Genomic DNA, 16,776 nt, shown 5'->3' with positions numbered 1-16,776 from the left:
CATGACGATTAAAAGGTCCGGTCCCGCAAGGCGCCGGGCCTTTTGTCATGAAGAGTATCTGAAATACGGATTAAATTGTAAAAACACGGCACGTCTCTTGCTCTGATCCGCCATGATTTTGTCACAGCTTTCCCGCCATCCTCACTCTGCGCGACCAGTCCGGATTTCTGCCGGTTACCGGGACGCGCGAAGGGAAAAAGGGGACACCCGGAGCCGTGATGAGCCACGAAGACGCAGAACTGCCGGACGACATTTACAGCGAGGCGCTGCCGCCCGGCAGCAAACTGCTGAGCGGGCAATATGAGATCGTACAGTACCTGTCGAGCGGCGGGTTCGGCATAACCTACCTGGCGCGCGACAGTCTGAACCGGACGGTGGTGATCAAGGAGTGTTTCCCCGAAGCCTTTTGCAGCCGCGTCAACAAAACCGTGCGCGCGCGCACGCGCAATTACTCCGATGATTTCAGATCCATTGTCGCGCTTTTTATCCGCGAGGCACATGCACTCTCCCGGCTGGATCACTCAAGCGTCGTCGGCGTGCATCAGGTGTTTGAAGACAATGAGACCGCCTATATGGCGCTCGATCTGGTGGACGGGCGTGATCTGCTCGACCTGATCGAAAACGACACCGTCAGCTTTTCACCGGGCGAGGTCTATCGTATGGCGCTGGCGCTGCTTGATGCCATCGGCCATGTACATGCCCAGGATCTGCTGCATCGCGATATCTCGCCCGATAACATCCTGGTGGACAAAAGCGGTCGCCCCGTGCTGATCGATTTCGGTGCTGCCCGCGAGGAGGCCAGCCGCAAAAGCCGGGTCCTGTCACAGGTGCTTGTGGTCAAGGACGGATATTCGCCACAGGAATTTTACGTCGCCGGCAGCCAGCAAAGCCCGAGCAGCGATCTTTATGCGCTTGCCGCCACGCTGTCCCATCTGATCTCCGGACAGGCTCCCCCCAACAGCCAGGCGCGGCTCGCGGCTCTGGCAGGTAATCAGCCCGATCTTTATGAGCCTTTGCGGGGTCGTTTCCCGGACTATGAGGACGCCTTTCTTGAGGCCATCGATAAGGCGATGAACATTGTGCCTGCAGCCCGGATCCAGTCCGCCGAGGAATGGACCCTGATGATTGATCACGGCAAACGCGCCGAGCAGGCGCGCGCGCGCGCGATGGATGACAAGACGATCGATCTGACGGTCATGAACCTCGTGAAATCGGTCAACCGTGATCTGCAGGAGACCGCCACAAGCGTGACCGCTGCCGCCCCGGCGGCTGCACAGGCAGATGACAGTGAGACGAAGCCTGACAAACCGGCACCGAAAGCTGTTATCGAAGACCTGACCTGGTCTGCGGAAGAGTACGAAGGTTTCGCAGATGATGAGCCCGCGGCGCGCGAGACACCCTATGCCCGCATCGTAGAGGCCGCGCAGCGTATGCGTAGGGAACCAAAAGGGCGCAGATGGTCTTTGCGGATCAGCATGCGGCGCGCGGCAACGATCCCGGTGATCTTTTTCGCCTATTTCTTTTACGGGCAGGCGGCACTGCAATACGAGCAGGTGCAGGCCGCCACAGTAGATCCGATTGTGCGTCTGGGCGAAGAATTCCGCACATGGAATGAGCCCGATAAAGCAAATATTGAGATATCCAGGGGTACTGGTGGGTGAGGGTGAACCGATATCCGTGCTTTATCAGTTGCCCGGCGGTTCAGGCAGTGCGTGTCGCATGCGCAAGCAGGCAAATCAGAAAGGCAGATCAATGACACTCTTCAGAAAAGTTTTTCAGAACCAGGCCCGCCCGGTAGATGCTCCGGACGAAGACGCGCTGCGTGATGCCGTGGCGGAGGCCACCGGGGCAGAAGAGAACGAACGTCCCGATCCTTTTGTTCTGTCTGATCAGGTTGAGGCACTGCCGGACGATGCGGAGTTCGCTGACGACGTGGCGGAGGCTGATGAGGACGAGACTGATGCGGCTGAAGACCTGCGCGAAGGAGCGGCAGTACCGGATTTTGACGAGGCTGACCCTGCTGATGAGCAGGGCGACCGGGACGAGAGCGAATTTATACTGCCCGAGGATGAAGAGACCGGCAATGATCTTGTTGAAGGCATTCTGGCTGCTGCGCGCGAAACAACCGCTCAGTATGAAGCAAACATTCCCGCCGCAGCATCATCCGGGTCCGGTGACAGCGCAGCTGAAACCCGGGACGATCTGATCACGGACACGGCTGCCGGGGTGCCGGACCTGCAGGAAGAAACCGGGAACGATCCTGTCACGATGTATCATGAGGAGGCCGGCGGAGATGTCAGCGATACGCCGCCCGGCAGTGATGCAGATCTGTCGCCGTCGCCTGAGCCCGCTGACGCGGCAACAACAGACGTAGCACTGCCGGAGGCCGCCCCTGAAGAGGATGAAATAGACCTGTCCGCCTTTGCCCGCGACCAGCTGACAGCACTGGGCGGACAAGGTGCTCCGGCAGCAACCGGTGAGGCAACTGTTGGGTCCGATGCAGGTCTCTCCGCACCGGCTGCAGGTCGGGCCGGTCGCCGTGCCGGGCGCGTCAAGACCAGATTGCTGGGCTTTAATCGTGGCGGCGCAGATAATGCAGACCCGATCGGCGGCGCGCTGGAGGCCACTGCATCTCAGCAGCAGGAAAAGTTTCCCGTGGGCTGGCTCGTTGTCATAGAAGGCCCCGGCGTCGGGCATTCGTTCAGCATTTTCACCGGGGCCTCGATGATCGGGCGTGGTGAGGATCAGGTGATCCGGCTCGATTTCGGCGACAACTCCATTTCGCGCCAGAACCATGCCGCCATCGCCTATGACGAAGAGGACAATAAATTTTACATCGGGCACGGGGGCAAATCGAATATCATCCGACGCAATGCCCGTCCGGTGCTGAGTACCGAAGAATTGCAGCACGCGGATCTGATCCGGATCGGGGAAACCACGCTGCGTTTTGTCGCGCTCTGCGGGTCGGATTTCAAATGGGATGCAGTGGACACCGGCAATGACGCTGCGGTTTGATTTCGACGCAGTCTGTGCGCTCAGCAAAGGGGCGCGCAATTATCAGGAAGACGCGGTGATTTCCGATTTCTCCCGCGGCGCGGATGTCGGTCTGGCCGTGCTTGCCGACGGAATGGGAGGGCATGCCGCCGGCGACGTTGCCAGCAAGATCGTGGTCACTGAGGTATTCAGCGAGCTGATGTTTCAAAGTTGCGATCCGCAGGCGTTTGAAACCAATATTGCGTCCAGCCTGCACGACGCGGCCATGGCTGCCAATGCCTGTCTGCGCGAACATGTGCGTGCTTTTCCGGAAACCCGAGGGATGGGGGCAACGCTCGTTGCAACCGCCATCATCAACCGGAACCTCTATTGGATCTCGATTGGTGATTCGCCGCTTTATCTGTATCGAGACGGCACGTTGCAGCAGCTCAATGAGGATCACTCCCTTGCACCTCAGATCGATTTCATGGTGCAGTCAGGACTGCTGGACGCCGAAGAGGCGAAACATCATCCGGACAGGAATACACTGACGTCGGTCCTCTTTGGCGAACAGGTCCCGCAGATTGATTGCCCTGCCGCGCCGCTCGAGCTGATGGCGGGCGACATCGTCATCGTGGCCAGCGATGGCCTGCAGTTTCTGTCAGAAGATCAGATATCGGCGGTGTTGGGCGGTGACCCGCAGATACGTAGTGCAGAACTGGCTGACCGGCTGATGGAAAAAGTCTGCGCTCTCGATGATCCGGACCTCGATAATGTTTCTTTCTCGTTGGTGCGGCTGGAGGGCGCGGGGACCGCAGCGCAGAGTGTGCCGGCTGAAACGCGCGCGCAACAGCAGAGCATGCGCTGTGTCGGCTGAACAGGACGCAAAAGTGGTTCTGCAGCGGCTTGAGGCTGCCGTCGCGGACGCATCTCTCAGTGACGCCTCCCGTGACACAGGTCGTGAGTTACTGTCCCGGCTTGCAACCGGTGTCCGGGTTGTCATCACCGGTCCGCAAGGTGTTGGAAAATCAACTTTGTGCGATGTTCTGGCGGGCGGGAGCGGGTTTTCCGAGCCTCTCCCGGCGACAAGGGTCTTTCAGCACGAAGACACGGGGGCGACAGGATCACAGGTTATTCTTCGGCCGACCGGATTCCTCAAAAGCATGCAGCTGACAGACTTTCACGGCAACAGCGATCCTGCAGCGCAGAGCGCAGCCCTCGATGAAGCCGATATCGTCATCTGGTGCACCGCAACTTTTTCACAAGCCGAGCGGGACGTCTGGGCGCCGGTTCCGGATCACCTGAAAGATCACAGTTTTCTCGTACTGCCCCGCGCGGATATTCTTGCTCGAGACGGGTTACTTGCCGGTCGTGTCGCCGCGCTGAGAGACGTGGCGCGGGAGGAGTTTCATAACTTTTTCCCGGTTGCTCCGCTCTCAATTGCTAAAAGGATCAGGAGGGGCGATCCGGTGAGTGACGGACAGTTGTCTGCGAGCGGCGTCAGCGCTCTGTCGGAGGCCATTCGAAATCTTGCGTCTTCAGGTCGGCAGGCTGATCTCGACAGTGCTTACCTGTTTCTCGGACGGTGCGGTCATGAAGAAATTTCGGTGCCGGCCGGGACGCAATCACAGACGGCCGGCAGGCCATCGGGAAAAACAGCCGTGCGCGACGTCATCACTCTGGCCGCGCGCAATATCGCAGATCTGCACAGCGGTGTGGCGATGCAGAATTTCGACGCTCTGCGAGACCTCTTTTCAGAATTGTCAGAAGAACTGAGCGATCTTGCGGCGGATGCGAAGCCGGAAGATGCGGATGCGAGAGCCTGGTGGGATGAACTGAGTACGGCAAGCGATAAACTCATGCTCGCGGGTCTTGAAAAGGGCCCGGGTGCAGCCGCGGACGCGGCAACGATTGTCTTGCAGCTTTCGCGTGACGTGCAGAGCGGAGCCTTCGCATAAATTTTTAAATACTCAGGTTCGTTCAGGCCGATGACGGTTACAAAGTATGCACTTTTTACCGTCATCCTGCATCTGAGTTTTCAACAGTCAGGGATACGTATGTCGGCGCGCTGTCTGCCATCGCAGAAGGATTTTCAGTTCGTCGTGCCGGGACGGATTGCCGGAGGTGTGAAATGAACGCATCCGCGCCATCGGAGGCAAATTCGTTCCGGCACACACGCCTGCTTGCGGCCGGCCTTGATCAGCTTCGTGAATTCAAAGCAGCCACCGGGGAAGTACAGGAGGCGCTGAGCTGCATCAGTGAAGCCGGCGATGAAAACACGCGCCGCCGTATCACGCGTCTCACACGTCAGCTGGAAACTTTCGAGCCCAGTGTCACGATGATCGGTCAGATTAAATCCGGTAAAACCTCTTTGGTGAATGCGTTTGTAGGACAGCCGGATCTTTTGCCCGCAGATGTGAACCCATGGACATCGGTCGTCACCTCGCTGCATCTTTACCCGGAAACAGCAGACTTCAGAAACAGCGCTTCCTTCAGGTTTTTTGACGAGGATGAATGGGACCGACTTGTGTCTGGCGGAGGCCGCATCGGTGAACTCGCGAGCCGTGCGGGCGCTGATGATGAACTGGAGAAGATCAAAAAGCAGGTTGCAGAGATGCGCGAAAAGTCGCGCGCGCGCCTTGGCCGTAAATTCGAAGTGATGCTCGGTCAGCAGAGGGATTACGGTTACTTCGACAAAGAACTTATCGAGCGATATGTCTGTCTCGGGGATGATTCTGACGATGATCCGGCGGTCGTTCAGGACGGCCAGGGTCGGTTCGCGGATATTACCAAGTCAGCTGATCTTCACCTGACGCGACCATCTCTGCCAGTGCGAATGTGCATCCGTGACACGCCGGGCGTCAATGACACATTTATGATGCGTGAACAGATCACCATTCGCGCAATCCGCGACAGTCGGATCTGTGTGGTTGTCCTGTCGGCTCATCAGGCTTTGTCCTCTGCAGATCTTGCGCTGATCCGGTTGATCACGCACGTGCGGTCCCGCGATGTCATCATTTTCGTGAACCGGATCGACGAACTGTCCGATCCTGCCAGCGAGATTCCGATGATCGCGCGCAGTATTTCGGACACACTGGAACGACACAACGGGCCCGCAGACGCAGAAGTTATTTTTGGCAGCGCTCTCTGGGCATCAGCAGCCCTTGCAGGTGATGTATCCGGTTTGCCCGCCGGGAGTGCCGAAGCTTTAAAGAACAGAAGCGAAACAGCGCATTTTCCAGAAGCAGCACACGATCTGGACATCAAGGACCCGGCCTCTGTGGCTTGGGCAATGTCGGGCATTCCGGAACTCCACGACGCTGTTGCCGGACGGATTGCCGGTAGCCTTGGTATGGCCTTGCTGCAGCGAACCAGCGCAAGCGGGCTCAATCTCGCAACCAGCATCAGAGCAGCAGACCAACTGGCCGTACATGCGCAAAACCCGGAGCAGGAGGTCTGCCTCGACAGTACCGCCGCCCGCGATCAGGTCGCCGCGGTTCTGAAGCAACGCAAAGCCGCGCTGTCAGCCGAGTTCGACGCCATTACGACAGCGTTTTCGGAGCGCATGAATCGCGTACAGGAGAGCTTTCTAGAGCGGGCGACCGGGTCACTGGTTCTGCATCTCGAAAAGCTCGGTGAAAAAGTTCCCTGGACATATGATCCTGCCGGCCTGCGGGTGTTACTGAATTCGTCACACAAGGTGCTCGCGCGGAAAAGTACGGTTGCATTTGATAATGCTGTGCGCTCCGCCGCACATGATTTTGCAGCGGTCTATCAGAATTCATTCGGGCTGCACCCGGATGAGTTTCCACTTGCCCTTCCGAATGCGCCGCGGGTACCACCGCCGGTTTCACTGGGGAGAACTATCGCGTTAGACCTTCAGGGCCAATGGTGGAAAAGATGGTGGCTGCAGCGCCGTGGCTATGATGCATATGCCACGGCTTTCACAAACCTGATCCGGGAGGAAACGGATCCGGTGGTTCAGGAACTGCGCGATGATATAGCGCAGGACATCCGGCGTCAGGCCTGCGCTGACTTTGACGCGTTTCTTTCAGAACAGGAATCTGTATTCTACACTCTTGATCGCCTTCGTGAGCGCGGTGAAGCGGAAATCGTAGCATTTGTTCAGAATCATGAAGCATCCTCAGGCAAACGGGATGTCTCCGCAGCTCTGCAGATACTGGGAAAGTATTCCGTGTATGAATAACATGACAGCCGATACTCCGCCTGCTTTTCTGCAGAACGTTGATGAGACTGAAGGAAGGCGCCCGCGGATTGCCCTTATGGGTGAATTCAGTGCCGGCAAGAGCACTTTGGCCAATCTGATGATCGGCTCGGAACCGCTCCAAGTTCAGATTGTCGCGACGCAGATGCCGCCTGTCTGGGTCAGTTTCGGCACCGGAGAGGCCGTGGTTGTCGGCACAGACGGTGAAGAAACCCCGTATGATATGAAAGGAAACGGAACCGTAGATCCTGAAAAGACGGCGTATATACGCGTGTTTGCCGAGGAAGATATCCTCCGCCTTGTAGATATTGTTGACATGCCCGGCATTTCTGATCCGAATATGTCCTCGGAAGTTTGGGAAAGAGTTCTTCCTCTTGCGGATGGAGTTATCTGGTGCAGCGCGTCAACTCAGGCCTGGCGACAGAGTGAAGCTGCTGTCTGGGAAACTGTGCCGCAACAGGTCCGGTCAAAATCCATACTTCTGCTGACCCGGGCGGATATGCTTGCTTCATCGCGTGACAAATCGCGTGTTTTCAAGCGCGTACTGTCAGAAACTGAAGGTTTGTTTGCGCAACGTCAGATGATCTCGCTGCTCGAAGCGCGGGATGCAGGCGAATGTGCAGAAAAATGGGCCGGGAGCGGAGCCGAAGATTTCGTAAACGCTTTTCTTGATATTGTCGCGGAATTACGCCTCGTTCTTAACAGCGGTGATGCCGGATTATCGCTGCCTGAGACGCGCGGTCGCGAGGAAGTCACGGTGGCTGGTCATGAAACGTCATCTTCTCAGGACTCTTCTGAACATATTTCCCAACGACGGCCGACGGCAAAACGTCTGAATCCGGTTGATGACACTGTCGGGCACGTTGTCGAAGATGATCAGGATTTTATGCCCAAATTTTCCTGAGTCCTGGTTTTTGCCCGCGTTAACCGGAAAAAAAATATGTGTGTCTAGTATCTGGCATCGGTGGCGGGAAGCCTCCGTGCAGCTTCTGGTGAAACAAATGACAATCCAAGATCGCCTCTCAGAATTGCGTACGCGCTTTGAAGGCTGTGAGATCGCGGCATTTGCCGATCTGTCAACGCAGATGGTACTGGCATCGAGTGCCGGGAAGGGGGTGCCGCAGGAGCAGTTGGACACTCTGTGCGCCGAGGCTTGTGAAGCACTTTTGTCCAATGCTTCAGACGTAGTAAAAAGCGCTTTTAGTGCACCTCAGAATGCGGCAATTTCTTACTCTGTTGTCCCTCGGCAAGGCTATAATCGTGTCTACGTAACATCCCCGGAAACTCCGGAAGAAGCCATATGCCTGCAGTGCATTGGAAGAACGCCCGTAGGAGATATCCTCTCAGCGTCCTGCAGTCTTCTCAGCATCGTTGGATCGGACATATGAAAAAAGACGCAGACGAGGCTCGCCTCGATTCTGTGCTGTCTGTTCTCGGGCGAATTGAACAGTTGCACACCAGTCAAACACGAAAAATCTGCGGAACCGCAGGCCATACGCTGGTCGACGCGCTTTGCCATGAGGTCAGCGAGACCATTCTTAGGCGTAGATTGTCATTTGATACCGAAGCTGGAAATCTGGTTCTTGACGCTGAGGAGCGGAGAATAAACTGCGTTCGCTCTGCGAAAGGCGGCTGGGCCGTTAAATGCAGAGACGTCATCGGTCGGCCGCTGTCCCGCAAAGATGCTACAGAAGTAAAGAACATGCTGACGGCTTTTGCAGCCATCGCAGATCAGGTGGAAGTCGTGGCTGACCTGCCGAAAGGCTCCAAAAGCAGTCCGACCGAGGGCGTACCTGTGGATGATCTACTCCGGACTGACGGCTTTTGCCTGAAGTCAGGAATTGATGCTTGTGCCGGTTACGCGGTTGCATCGCTCATAATCCGACCCGGGAGTGCGCCGGCCGTTTCCGGTCAGGCGGACATGCTGGACAAGCTCACAGAGGTGCGCAAAGCGGCCGGGGCGGACGAACCGGTTATATTCCGGGCGGGCGGACTAGCTGGTAATCTGGCTGTAGCGGTTTTCAGGACAGACGATTTCGACGGCACGTTTGCTTTCCCGGCCGAACATCTCGACGCAGTGCTCAGTGCATTTCACACACAGCCCTGAAACCATTCCCGCGCTGCTTGCCTCGCGTAAAAAAGCGTGGAACATTCTGGTTCCCATGTGCTTCACGGATCAGACTGCGGCTTTACAGGACGACACAGATGGCAATTACGATCTGGGCAGAAATGTGCGCAAAGGACTTCGAAGACGTCGATCCGATGCAAACGATCGCAATCTTTCCGACAGCTGCAACTGAACAGCATGGACCTCATCTTCCTCTTGGGACCGACAGCATGATTGCCGAAGGTATGCTTGAGGAGTTGCAGCGTCAGAATCCCGCCGATCTTGACCTGCGGGTGCTGCCGGTTCAGGCGATCGGAAAGTCAGATGAACATATCTGGGCTGCGGGAACTCTGACACTCAGCGCAGAGAGCGCCCTGAGCGCATGGACAGAGATCTGCAAGTCTGTGGCCCGGTCCGGGGTGCGGAAAATTGTCATTGTGAACAGCCATGGCGGTAATCTTGATCTGTTGTCGATCCTGGTACGCCGCCTCAGGATAGACGCAGCCATGCTGGCCGTCCGTTGTCAGTGGGGCGCTTTCGGCGCTCCCGAAGATATTTACTCGGAGCAGGAAAACACGCATGGCCTGCACGGGGGAGATGTCGAAACGTCAATGATGCTTGCCTTCAGACCGGAAACCGTCCGGATGGAGTTTGCAAAGGATTTCCGGTCGAGCGCTGAATCCAGTCTCCTCCCTCCTACCGGCGCGGTCGCGTCAGGCTGGATCGCACGCGATCTCAATCCCGACGGCGTGGTGGGAGAAGCCCACCTTGCAACTGCGCAGAAGGGCCGGGCGACTGCCAGCCATCAGGTGCGCGGGTTCATTGAAATGCTCAGGGCGGTGGCAGGATCACCGCTGCCCGACCCGTAGTTTTTTACGAGCCTGCCACAACAACTTCCGTGTTCCACTCGCGGCATTTCATGCGTAGTTTTTCGGGCAGTTTCGCATCTGTAAAGACTGTTGTAAGCGATTCCATCGAGGCAATCCGCGCAGGTGCTGTACGCGCAAATTTCGAGTGATCAGCCACCAGAAAGGTCTTGCGTGACTGCGCGATGATCGTGTGGCTGACGCCAACCTCCTGGGTATCAAAATCCAGCAGATCACCATCCGTGTCCATTGCGGAACAGCCGATGACGGCGAAATCAAATTTGAACTGCCGTATTGTATCAATTGTCACATTGCCGATCAGTCCGCCGTCCGCGCGCCTCACCGTACCGCCGGTCACGATAATCTGGCACTCCGGGTTCTCCGTGAGAATGGTCGCCACATTCATGTTATTGGTGACCACCATAAGATCCCGGTGCGACAGCAGTGCACGCGCTACTTCTTCCGTGCTTGTCCCGATATTCAGAAACACCGAACATCCGTCCGGAATGTATCTTGCACAGGTGCGTGCGATTGCTACTTTTGCGCTCTGGTTCAGCTTGCGACGTTCTTCATATTCAATATTGGTGGTGCCCGATGGCAGGATTGCACCGCCGTGGACACGTTCGATTTTGTTCGCTTCCGCAAGGTCAGTTAAATCCCTGCGGATCGTCTGAAGGGTGACGCCGAAATGCTCTGCAAGGTTCTCGACGGTCGCCTTTCCATCGCGTCTTACTATTTTCAGAATGTCCGGTTGTCGGAAGGTTTGCGCCATAAATCAGGTCTCCTGGCAGTTTTGTAAGTCAGTTTCATCGTCGTTTGCAATGATTTTGGCGAAAATAACAAAATTCCTGAAAGAGCTTTCTGCCGGTCCTGTTCACACAGAACCGGCAGAAACCCGATACCGTAACATGTGCGCCGCTGATGAATGCATCGTTCGGAATGTCGATGCCGGCACAGAGAATACTTTCGTTTTCAAAAAAAGCGAACAAAAAGGAAAATAACCGGTTGCGCGGTGTGTCGGGCTGCGCTACCAATCCGCCAGTCGCGTTGCCGGAGGGGGGAACTGTTGTCAGGTCAGAACTCAGATATCTGCGATCTTTTTGTGATCGGTGGTGGCATCAACGGGTGCGGTATTGCGCGAGACGCGGCCGGACGCGGATTGTCTGTCACACTCGCTGAAATGAATGATCTGGCGTCGGCCACATCTTCGGCCTCCACCAAGCTCTTTCACGGCGGGTTGCGGTATCTGGAGTATTTCGAGATTCGTCTTGTACGCCATGCGCTGGCGGAACGTGAAACCCTGCTGCGCGCCATGCCGCATATCAGCTGGCCCATGCGATTTGTGCTGCCTTATCATAAAGATATGCGGTTTGAGGGTGATACGCCCACATCGCGCATTCTGAACGTCGTGATGCCCTGGATGAAGGGGCGTCGCCCTGCATGGCTGATCCGGTTCGGCCTGTTTCTCTATGACAGCCTCGGCGGGCGCAAAATCCTGCCCGCGACAAAAACGCTTGATCTGAGAAACAGTGTCGAAGGCGCGCCGATCGACGATAAATTTGAGAAGGCCTATGAATACTCCGACTGCTGGATTGAAGACTCGCGGCTCGTGGTACTTAATGCCCGCGATGCGGAGCAGCGGGGCGCCGAAATTCTTGTGCGCACCAAGGTTGTTTCTGCTGCACGCATTGACGATCTCTGGGAGGTCACCGTCGAGGACCGGGATACCGGCGAGACGCGCACCCTTCGCGCGCGGATGCTGGTCAATGCCGGCGGTCCCTGGGTAGGTGACATCATTCAGGAAAAAGTGCGGATCAATTCAACAGAAGGCGTGCGGCTTGTGCGCGGCAGCCATATCGTGACGCGCCGGCTTTATGATCATGACAAATGCTATTTTTTCCAGGGCACCGACGGGCGGATTATTTTCGCCATTCCCTATGAGACCGATTTCACCCTGATCGGAACAACTGATGCGGAACACACTGCCCCGGATAAAAAGCCGGAATGCTCGCCCGAAGAGCGTGATTATCTGATAAACTTCGTGAACCAGTACCTGAAAAAAGATATCAGCACTGATGATGTCGTGTGGTCTTATTCCGGTGTGCGTCCGCTTTATGATGACGGCGCTTCAAGTGCCACGGCGGCAACGCGGGACTATACACTCAAGGTCGATGACGCGGCCGGCGCGCCGATCCTGAACGTTTTCGGTGGAAAAATCACAACCTACCGGAAGCTGGCCGAGGACGCGATGGAGAAGATCGTGCCGTTCTTTCCGGGCACGTCCGGGCACTGGACGGCGGGCGTTGCTTTGCCGGGCGGCGATTTTCCGGTCGACGGGTTTGATACGCTTGTGGCGCAGATCAGCGCTGATTATCCTTTCCTCACAGCGTTCTGGGCGCGTCGCCTGGTGCGGGCATATGGCACCGACGCGCGCGATATCCTGCAAGAGGCGACAGATACCGATGCACTGGGCCGCGATTTCGGCGCGACGCTGACCGAGCGTGAAGTGCTCTGGCTGATGAAAAACGAATATGCACGGACGGCCGCGGATGTGGTCTGGCGCCGCAACAAACTGGGGCTGCGCCTGTCCGCAGAAGAGATCGCAGCGCTTGACGTATTCATGGCGTCAGCGCGCACAGAACAGCAGGCGAAAGCTGCTGAGTAACGGGGGGGACCGACATGACCTTGACGCTGGAGGGTGTGTCAAAGACGGTTGGCGGAGAGACACATATCTATCCGACCGATCTGGAGCTGCAGAAAGGCACGATGAACGTGCTTCTCGGCCCGACGACATCCGGTAAAACAACGCTGATGCGGGTGATGGCGGGGCTTGATGTGCCGGCCACCGGCCGTGTGATCTGGAACGGTGAAGATGTCACCGGTATGCGCGTGCAGGACCGCAAGGTGGCCATGGTCTATCAGCAGTTCATCAACTACCCTTCGATGACCGTATACGACAACATTGCCTCTCCGATGAAACTGCTGGGCCAGTCGCGCGACGAAATCGACCGCAGGGTGCGCGATACGGCAGATATGATGAAGCTGACACCGATGCTCGATCGCAAGCCGCTTGAGCTTTCAGGCGGACAGCAACAACGCTGCGCACTGGCGCGGGCGCTGGTAAAAAACGCAGGGCTTGTTCTGCTCGACGAACCGCTGGCCAATCTGGATTACAAGCTGCGCGAAGAACTGCGCGCGGAAATTCCGCGTATTTTCGAGGAATCCGGTTCCATCTTTGTGTATGCCACCACCGAGCCTGAAGAAGCGCTGCTTCTGGGCGGGCATACCGCCACGCTCTGGGAAGGAAGAGTGACCCAGTTCGGGCTCACGCCTTCAGTTTATCGCAAGCCCGTAAATGCAACTACCGCAAGGGTTTTTTCAGATCCGCCGATGAATTTCCTCCGCATCCGCAAGCGCGGTGATCTGCTGGAATTCGGTGACGGGCAGAGCACACCGCTGCCAGCCGGTGCGAGCGGACTGGCCGATGGTGAATATACCGCAGGCTTCCGGCCCAACCACCTCGAACTCAGCCCGCACATGGCCGGTACGATGACCTTCGACACAAAGCTTGAGGTCACTGAGATCACCGGTTCGGAGACCTTTGTGCACCTGAACCACAGGGGCGAACGCTGGGTGGGTCTGGTGCATGGCGTGCACAGTCTGCAGCCCGGTCAGGCGCTCACTGTCTATCTTGACCCGGCGCATGTTTATCTTTTTTCAGAAGACGGGCAGCTGGTTTCGGCAGCACCCTATGCGGAGGCGGCATAATGGCCAAAATCACGCTGGATAACCTGGCCCATTCCTATCTCGCGCATCCGAAATCGGAGGATGATTTCGCGTTGAAGGAGCTCAATCATGACTGGGTTGATGGCGAGGCCTATGCGCTGCTCGGCGCGTCGGGCTGCGGAAAATCTACACTTCTCAACATTATTTCCGGCCTTCTGGAGCCCTCGCAGGGGCGCATTCTCTTTGACGATCAGGACGTGACCCACGCGCCGACCGCAGAGCGCAATATCGCGCAGGTTTTCCAGTTTCCGGTGGTCTATGACACGATGACCGTGCGCGACAATCTCGCGTTTCCGCTGCGCAACCGGGGTGAGGATGCCGCTTATGTTGCGAGCCGGGTGAACGAAATTGCGAAGATGATCGGCATGGAAGCTGAACTTGACCGCAAAGCGCGCGGTCTGACGGCAGATGCCAAGCAAAAGATTTCGCTTGGGCGCGGCATGGTGCGCGAGGACGTCAATGCGCTGCTCTTTGACGAACCGCTCACCGTCATTGATCCGCATATGAAATGGGAACTGCGCACGCAGCTGAAATCCCTGCACCACGAATTCGGTCACACGATGATTTATGTGACCCATGACCAGACAGAAGCGCTGACCTTCGCAGACAAAGTCGTCGTCATGTATGACGGTCGTGTGGTGCAGATCGGCACACCGCAGGAGCTTTTCGAGCGTCCCGCGCATACGTTTGTGGGCTATTTTATCGGCTCGCCCGGCATGAACCTGTTTGACGCGCAGATCGACGGACAAACCGCTCTGATCAATGGTGTGAAAATGCCGCTCGGGGCCGGGTTTGCGCCGGCGGATGGCCGGACGCAGGTCGGCGTGCGCCCGGAATTCATCCGTCTGTCGGATGCTGAAAACGGGTTGCCGGCGAAAATCCTGCGGGTTGAAGACGTGGGGCGGCACAAGATCGTACGCCTTGATGTCGGTGGCACGCAGGTGAGTGCCATCGCCGGTGAAGGGGATGAAATCCCCTCCGGTGCGTCCAAAGTCACGTTCGATCTGAAAGGCGTGAATGTCTACGCCGATGACTGGCGTATTTCACCTCAGGGGGAGGCGGCCTGATGAACAAGACTGTAAATCAGAAAGCATGGTTTCTTGTGCTGCCGGTGCTCGTGCTGGTGGCGTTTTCAGCGGTGATCCCGCTGATGACAGTGGTCAACTATTCCGTCCAGGACACGTTCGGCAACAACCAGTTTTTCTGGGCAGGCCTTGAGTGGTTCAAGGTGATGCTCGAAGAAGAACGGATGTGGGATGCGCTCTGGCGCCAGCTCACCTTCTCCGCAATCATTCTGGCGATTGAAATACCGCTCGGGATTTATGTCGCCCTCAACATGCCGAAAAGCGGTTTCTGGGCATCCTTCTGTCTGGTGCTGATGTCTCTGCCGCTGCTGATCCCCTGGAACGTGGTTGGCACCATCTGGCAGATCTTTGGCCGGGTCGATATTGGCCTTCTTGGCTACACGCTTGATAAAATGGGTATTTCCTACAACTATACGCAGGATATCTTTGCCGCCTGGGTCACCGTCATCGTGATGGATGTCTGGCACTGGACCTCGCTGGTGGCACTTCTGGCCTATGCCGGGCTGCAGTCGATCCCGGATGCCTACTATCAGGCGGCCAAGATTGACCAGGCGAGCCGGTGTAAGGTCTTCCGCTACATTGAACTGCCGAAAATGGCCGGCGTGCTGATGATCGCCATTCTGCTGCGGTTCATGGACAGCTTCATGATCTACACCGAACCCTTTGTGGTTACCGGGGGCGGGCCGGGCAATGCCACGACCTTCCTTAGTATCGATCTGGTGAAAATGGCGCTGGGACAGTTTGACCTCGGACCGGCGGCGGCCTTCTCGATCATGTACTTTCTCGTGATCCTGCTGATCTCCTGGGTGTTCTACACCGTGATGACCAACCTCGACAAAAGGGATGGTGTCTGATGTCCGATACAACGATCCAGGCCCCCGGCGCTGCCGGTATTCCGGGTAAAGTGACCGAAGCAAAGGTCTCCACCACCCGCCGCCGCAAACCACCGGTCAAGGGCTCAACCATCGTCATGGCGCTCTATCTGCTGTTTCTGCTGCTGCCGATTTACTGGCTGCTGAACATGAGCCTGAAAACCAACACCGAAATCCTCGGGCAATTCTCGCTCTTTCCGCGCAACCTGACCCTCGAAAACTACGTCAAGATACTCACCGATGAGAGCTGGTACATCGGCTATGTGAACTCACTGATTTACGTTGTGATGAACACGGTGATCAGCCTTGCGGTGGCATTGCCTGCGGCTTATGCGTTTTCGCGCTATTCCTTCATGGGCGACAAGCATCTGTTCTTCTGGCTGCTGACCAACCGGATGGCGCCGCCGGCAGTTTTCGCCCTGCCGTTTTTCCAGCTTTATTCCTCGGTCGGGCTCTTTGATACGCACATCGCTGTTGCCCTGGCGCACTGTCTTTTCAACGTGCCGCTGGCGGTCTGGATCCTTGAGGGCTTCATGCGTGGTGTGCCCAAAGAGATTGACGAGACGGCCTATCTCGATGGCTATTCCTTTCCACGGTTCTTCGTGCGGATCTTCATGCCTCTGGTGGCCAGCGGGATCGGCGTTGCAGCCTTCTTCTGCTTCATGTTTTCATGGGTCGAACTGTTGCTCAGCCGGACGCTGACAACAGTTGACGCCAAACCGATTGCTGCCATCATGACGCGAACTCAGGGTGCAGCCGGCATCGACTGGGGCGTACTGGCAGCAGCCGGTGTGCTGACGATCGTGCCGGGCGCGCTGGTTATTTATTTCGTACGAAACTACATCGCCAAGGGCTTTGCCCT

General features: G+C 56.9%; 14 protein-coding genes. 13 read left to right on the top strand and 1 reads right to left on the bottom strand.

All coding sequences use genetic code 11. From position 1 onward, the window contains the following. The first annotated feature begins 218 nt into the window (after positions 1-218). The 8 genes from Q0M35_RS10695 (at position 219) to Q0M35_RS10660 (ending at position 10,174) form a co-directional block, all read left to right on the top strand. Positions 219-1,661, top strand: a complete 1,443-nt coding sequence (locus tag Q0M35_RS10695; protein ID WP_295315001.1) for a serine/threonine-protein kinase — start codon at positions 219-221, stop codon at positions 1,659-1,661. Positions 1,662-1,752: 91 nt separating this feature from the next. Beyond that, positions 1,753-3,015, top strand: a complete 1,263-nt coding sequence (locus Q0M35_RS10690; protein ID WP_295314999.1) for an FHA domain-containing protein — start codon at positions 1,753-1,755, stop codon at positions 3,013-3,015. Beyond that, entirely contained in the window at positions 2,999-3,850 is an 852-nt protein-coding gene (locus Q0M35_RS10685; RefSeq protein WP_295314997.1) for a protein phosphatase 2C domain-containing protein, read from the top strand. The genes Q0M35_RS10690 and Q0M35_RS10685 overlap by 17 nt, the downstream gene beginning before the upstream one ends. Before the next feature lie 286 nt (positions 3,851-4,136). Further along, positions 4,137-4,931 (top strand): hypothetical protein, encoded by a 795-nt coding sequence (locus Q0M35_RS10680; protein WP_295314995.1) that lies wholly within the window; start codon positions 4,137-4,139, stop codon positions 4,929-4,931. A gap of 173 nt (positions 4,932-5,104) precedes the next feature. Then, the gene (locus Q0M35_RS10675) at positions 5,105-7,180 is read left to right on the top strand and encodes a dynamin family protein (protein WP_295314993.1); all 2,076 of its coding nucleotides are present in this window, start codon (positions 5,105-5,107) and stop codon (positions 7,178-7,180) included. A gap of 76 nt (positions 7,181-7,256) precedes the next feature. Further along, complete coding sequence (locus Q0M35_RS10670; protein WP_295314991.1) at positions 7,257-8,102, top strand: hypothetical protein; 846 nt, start codon at positions 7,257-7,259, stop codon at positions 8,100-8,102. Positions 8,103-8,582: 480 nt separating this feature from the next. Beyond that, on the top strand, positions 8,583-9,305 hold the full coding sequence (locus tag Q0M35_RS10665) for a hypothetical protein (protein WP_295314989.1): 723 nt from the start codon (positions 8,583-8,585) through the stop codon (positions 9,303-9,305). Positions 9,306-9,403: 98 nt separating this feature from the next. Then, on the top strand, positions 9,404-10,174 hold the full coding sequence (locus tag Q0M35_RS10660; RefSeq protein ID WP_295314987.1) for a creatininase family protein: 771 nt from the start codon (positions 9,404-9,406) through the stop codon (positions 10,172-10,174). A gap of 4 nt (positions 10,175-10,178) precedes the next feature. Here the strand turns inward: Q0M35_RS10660 and Q0M35_RS10655 are convergent, their stop codons facing one another. Beyond that, positions 10,179-10,943 (bottom strand): DeoR/GlpR family DNA-binding transcription regulator, encoded by a 765-nt coding sequence (locus tag Q0M35_RS10655; RefSeq protein ID WP_295314985.1) that lies wholly within the window; start codon positions 10,941-10,943, stop codon positions 10,179-10,181. A gap of 294 nt (positions 10,944-11,237) precedes the next feature. Between Q0M35_RS10655 and glpD the strand changes: the two genes are divergently transcribed. The 5 genes from glpD to Q0M35_RS10630 all read left to right on the top strand — a co-directional run. Continuing rightward, complete coding sequence (glpD, locus tag Q0M35_RS10650; RefSeq protein WP_295314983.1) at positions 11,238-12,836, top strand: glycerol-3-phosphate dehydrogenase; 1,599 nt, start codon at positions 11,238-11,240, stop codon at positions 12,834-12,836. Between the two features lie 14 nt (positions 12,837-12,850). Beyond that, positions 12,851-13,939: an ABC transporter ATP-binding protein gene (locus Q0M35_RS10645; protein ID WP_295314981.1), complete on the top strand. Its 1,089-nt coding sequence runs from the start codon at positions 12,851-12,853 to the stop codon at positions 13,937-13,939. Next, positions 13,939-15,024: an ABC transporter ATP-binding protein gene (locus Q0M35_RS10640; protein ID WP_295314979.1), complete on the top strand. Its 1,086-nt coding sequence runs from the start codon at positions 13,939-13,941 to the stop codon at positions 15,022-15,024. Before Q0M35_RS10645 ends, Q0M35_RS10640 begins: the two co-directional genes overlap by 1 nt. Continuing rightward, positions 15,024-15,896: a sugar ABC transporter permease gene (locus Q0M35_RS10635; protein WP_295314977.1), complete on the top strand. Its 873-nt coding sequence runs from the start codon at positions 15,024-15,026 to the stop codon at positions 15,894-15,896. Before Q0M35_RS10640 ends, Q0M35_RS10635 begins: the two co-directional genes overlap by 1 nt. Continuing rightward, the coding region (locus Q0M35_RS10630; protein ID WP_295314975.1) for a carbohydrate ABC transporter permease at positions 15,896-16,776 on the top strand (881 nt) is incomplete at its 3' end. The genes Q0M35_RS10635 and Q0M35_RS10630, both read left to right, overlap by 1 nt.

The organism is Roseobacter sp. (genome assembly GCF_024639605.1).
In the GTDB taxonomy this organism is placed as follows: Bacteria; Pseudomonadota; Alphaproteobacteria; order Rhodobacterales; family Rhodobacteraceae; genus Roseobacter.
The sequence above is the reverse complement of the archived record's forward strand: the minus strand, read 5'-3'. Positions and strand labels throughout refer to the sequence as shown.